Source organism: Ottowia sp. (genome assembly GCF_047975795.1).
Lineage (GTDB): Bacteria > Pseudomonadota > Gammaproteobacteria > Burkholderiales > Burkholderiaceae_C > Ottowia.
Window position 1 is genome coordinate 1 of the sequence record NZ_JBKEEE010000099.1, and the last position, 4,369, is coordinate 4,369.

Here is a 4,369-nt window from a genome sequence, read left to right on the forward strand (position 1 = left end):
TGCCGCAGTCGGCCCTGAAGTCCAAAACGCCCATCGAAGCAATGAAGCATTGGTACGATGAAAAGTCGCACCTGTTTCACAGGCGACCAAAGTCATCCAATCGTCCGGGATGCGACAGCTATACCAGCTTTGAGCGCAAACGTACAGACCAACGCGCCAAGGCCTGGGTCGAACAACAGGAGCGCGACATCACCGCAGGAATAAATCCTTACCGGTCTGCGCGCCAATCACCTCATCCATCCCGACAACCTTCGACGCAGCGCGTACAAACCCAAAGCAACAACGTGAGCACATCGACAGACTCACTCAAGCCCTTTGAAGTCAAATCGTGCACATTTGAAGGCATTGACTTTCCTGACAACATGGCCGTCTACGCGGCGGGCGGCTACTCTGGTCAAAAACTGGATTTCCAAATTGACCAAAGTGGGCATCAAGCTACCCAGTTTGATGTGGCCGTCAACAGCCCCGGACAACCCGTTGCACTGATGCTGGGCGCGTATGAACCGACTGTCTGGAACATCGGCTGGACAGAAGGCACGCGGATTGTCGCCGTGCTCGTCTCCGGCTATCACCGCCAGGCCATCACTGGGCTGAGAAGCAATGTGCCTGTACTCAACCATGACCTCGACAACAACGGCAGCGCCTGTGGCTATTTTTATATCGGCCAGAATCAGAACCGCTCGTTAAACCCTATCGCACAAAAACTGTTCGGCAAACCCGTGAACATGGTCTTTCCGGGTGACCCGTCTGGAAGCATCGTGGTGGGCGAGTCGATCAAGACAGGGGTTGTCGCGCTCACCTCGGAAGCCTCTGCACCACCGTCAAGTTTTCGCGCCCCGAACACCTTTTTGACCAAGCAAGCTGGCCTGGACGAAGCCGTCGCCCAAGGCGTGATTCGCCCGGCCACCCATGCCGACATGGATGCCTGGGAGATGGCAACGGCATCGCCCGATATCCCACCCGTTGCAGGCCAGCATGGCCGGCGCAGATCTTCACAATCCATACCCCACCGCGCGTATGTTGTTTTAAGAGAGTTCACATATCCAGCCGGGCTGGTTGGTGCACACTCGGCAACATTTCTCATTCCGGCTGGAGTGCCTTCGCCCAAAGGTAATCCCGGCCACTCCCGGATCTATGATTTCAATACGCGCCAATGTCGTATTGGAAGCACGCCAATGTCATCCACCAGTTGTCTCTAGTGTCCCGAGTTGTAAATTCATTGACATGAGAAATCTGCCGAAACCGGTACCAGGCAAGGCGTAAAACGCAGCGATACCGGACGGTATCGCGAGGCTTTACAACGCCGCATGGTGCCGATTCTCGGTGGATTTGTTCAACGAATTTGGAATTTAGGACACTGGTTAATTGAGTTTTCCTGCTTCGGAGCGTGTGCACACGAAATTTCGTTAATCTTGGGGCTTGTTCAATTCCAGCACTGTGTACCGCTCACACCATTTGCTGCCCCATACACGATGCCCGATCTGCTTTGCCTCTACCGCACCATGGTGCGCATCCGCGCATTTGAAAACGCCGCCGAAGTCGCCAGCCAGGGCGGCGTGGCCGCCTGGGGCAAGCAAGCCTCCAGCACCCCAGCGCTGGTGCGCGGGCCGCTGCACCTGTCCACGGGTCAAGAAGCGGTGGCCGCAGGCGTGTGCGCGCATCTCAAAACCACCGACCTGCTCACCTCCACCCACCGTGGCCACGGCCACACGCTGGCCAAAGGGGCCGATGTGACGCGCATGATGTGCGAGCTGTTCGGCCGCGCCAGCGGCACCAACGGCGGCAAGGGCGGCTCGATGCACATTGCCGATTTTTCGGTCGGCATGCTGGGGGCCAACGGCGTGGTGGCGGCGGGCCTGCCGATTGCCGTGGGCGCGGCGCAGGGTTTGAAGATTCGCGGAGTGCACCAAAGCGAGGGGGCCATCGTCGTCTGCTTCTTTGGCGATGGGGCCATCAACCGCGGGCCGTTCATGGAGGCGCTGAACTGGGCCGTGGTCTACCACCTGCCGGTGCTGTTCGTGTGCGAAGACAACCACATCTCAGCCACCACCGAAAGCGGTGCCATGACGGCTGGCCCCGGTGCCAGCGCGCGCGCTGCCGCACTGGGCCTGCCTGCGGTGCAAGTCGACGGCACCGACGTACAGGCCGTCAGCGTCGCTGCGGCCACGCTGGTGCGCGAAATCCGCGCAGGCAGCGGCCCGCGCCTGCTGCACGCGCTGACCGACCGGCACAAGGGCCACGTTTCGGTCGACCCCGGCCTGTACCGCGACCCCGCCGCCGTGGCCGCTGCGCTGGCGCGCGACGGCATTGCCCGCACCCGCGTACAACTGGTGGAGCAAGGCCATGCGGTGGCCGTCAAACAGATCGAAGATGAGGCCCAAACCGAGATCGACGCCGCCGTGGCCACCGCCACCGCCGCGCCGCTGCCGGATGCAGCAGCGGCCTACACCGACATCCAAAACACGGGTACGGGGGCATGGCTATGAGCGCCGTGCAACTCACTTATGCCCAAGCGGCGGCGCTGGCCCTCAGCCAAGCCATGGACACCAACCCTCACGTCATCGCCCTGGGCGAAGACCTGGGCCGGGGCGGCGTGTTCGGCCAATACCGCGACGCTGATGGTGCGCCGCTGGTGCAGCGCTTTGGGCCGCAGCGCATCATCGACACCCCCATCTCAGAAAGCACCATCGTCGGTGCCGCCGTCGGCATGGCGTTGGCCGGTTGCACGCCGGTGGTGGAATTGCGCGTGGTCGACTTCGCCTTGTGCGCCATCGACGAGGTGGTCAACCAGGCGGCGAAAAACCGCTACATGTTCGGCGGCCAGGGCCGGGTGCCGATGGTGCTGCGCATGCCCATTGGCATCTGGTCGTCTTCGGCGGCGCAGCACAGCCAGTCGCTGGAAGCCTGGTTTGCCCACATCCCCGGCCTGGTGGTGGTAGCCCCCGCCACGGCAGCCGACAACCACGGTCTGCTGCTGGCCGCGCTGGCCTCGGGCGACCCGGTGGTCTACATGGAGCATAAAGAGCTGTGGGGCACACCCGGTGCGGTCACCCCTGGCGAGGTGGTGCCGCTGGGTCAGGCGCGCGTGGCGCGCCAAGGCAGCGACGTGACCATCGTCTCTTGGTCGCGCCAATTGCAAGCCTGTGAGCAAGCCGCCGGGCAACTGGCCGCACAAGGCGTGCAGGCTGAAATCATTGACCTGCGCACGCTGTGGCCGTGGGACAAAGACGCGGTACTGCGCAGCGTGGCCAAAACAGGCCGCCTGTTGGTGGTGCACGAGGCGATTCAAGTCGCTGGTTTTGGGGCCGAAATCGTCGCCACGGTGGCCGAATGGAGCAACGCCAAGGTCGCCCGCCTGGGCGCGCCCCGCATTCCGGTGGGCTACGCCCCCACGCTGGAGGCTGAAGCGCGCGTGGAGGCGGAAAAGATCGTGGCAGCAACACACAAGCTGGTGGGCCAATGACGTCCCCCAAGCCAAAGCTAGGACTGATCTGGGCGCAGGCGCGTGGCGGCGTCATTGGCAAAGAGGGCATCATGCCCTGGCACCTGCCAGAAGACCTGGCGCACTTCAAACGCACCACGCTCAGTCACCCCGTCATCATGGGGCGGCGCACGTGGGATTCGATCCCGCCGCGCTTTCGCCCCCTGCCCGGGCGCAGCAACATCGTCGTCACCCGACAAGACGATTGGCATCAAAATGGCGCTCAACGCGCATCCAGTCTTCGTGATGCGCTACAAATTTGCGATCAATCAGAAGTGGCCTGGGTCATCGGTGGCGCGCAAATCTATGCACAGGCCCTGCCGCTGGCCGACATGCTGGTGGTGACTGAAATCGACGCCAACTTTACGGGCGACGCCTACGCCCCGGCGATTGGCCCCGAGTGGCACGAAACCCAGCGCCACCCCATCATCGCCGCCAACGGCCTGCGCCTGAGCTTCGTGATTTATCGGAGATAAGCCTGCATTCGCAGTATCAAAGCGTCAAACCCGAGCTTCTTCCACGAGAAATGGGGCTGGCCAATGCCTGGAAACAGCGGTCGGCCACCGGCTGCAAACCACTCTGTCTGTTGCTCAAGAGGCCATCGTGGTGGAACTTCGTCGTACCTTGCTGCGGCCTTTGGATGACCTGCTGACCGTCTGCCGTGAGTTCATCTGTGCCGATGTCTCCCGCTCGGACCTGGATCGGTGCCTGTGCCGTCACGGGGTGGGCAATCTCAAAGCCCAGTCACGATCGCAGTCGAGGGCAAAGCACCTAGGGAAGGTCTGCAAAAGTCAGCCCCATGACGGCCTGATCTGAGACAGTGGAGCGATGCAACAGACAAGCCTTGCCACCACTGGATTCGAGCTTGCAGCCAAACGCACGCGCAAG

At 62.1% G+C, this 4,369-nt stretch carries 4 protein-coding genes and 1 pseudogene; all 5 read left to right on the forward strand.

The window, feature by feature from the left end:
* Positions 1 to 1,199, forward strand: a 1,199-nt coding sequence (locus ACK5NW_RS14955) for a hypothetical protein (protein WP_416929485.1), incomplete at its 5' end; no start/stop codon positions are given.
* 273 nt (positions 1,200 to 1,472) lie between these two features.
* The gene (locus ACK5NW_RS14960) at positions 1,473 to 2,486 is read left to right on the forward strand and encodes a thiamine pyrophosphate-dependent dehydrogenase E1 component subunit alpha (RefSeq protein ID WP_416929487.1); all 1,014 of its coding nucleotides are present in this window, start codon (positions 1,473 to 1,475) and stop codon (positions 2,484 to 2,486) included.
* The gene (locus tag ACK5NW_RS14965; protein ID WP_416929489.1) at positions 2,477 to 3,463 is read left to right on the forward strand and encodes an alpha-ketoacid dehydrogenase subunit beta; all 987 of its coding nucleotides are present in this window, start codon (positions 2,477 to 2,479) and stop codon (positions 3,461 to 3,463) included. The genes ACK5NW_RS14960 and ACK5NW_RS14965 overlap by 10 nt, the downstream gene beginning before the upstream one ends.
* A complete protein-coding gene (locus ACK5NW_RS14970; protein ID WP_416929491.1) occupies positions 3,460 to 3,957 on the forward strand; it encodes a dihydrofolate reductase in 498 nt (165 codons plus the stop codon). Before ACK5NW_RS14965 ends, ACK5NW_RS14970 begins: the two co-directional genes overlap by 4 nt.
* Before the next feature lie 85 nt (positions 3,958 to 4,042).
* Positions 4,043 to 4,252: pseudogene (locus tag ACK5NW_RS14975) on the forward strand (IS481 family transposase); the annotation flags it as partial.
* Between the last annotated feature and the right edge of the window lie 117 nt (positions 4,253 to 4,369).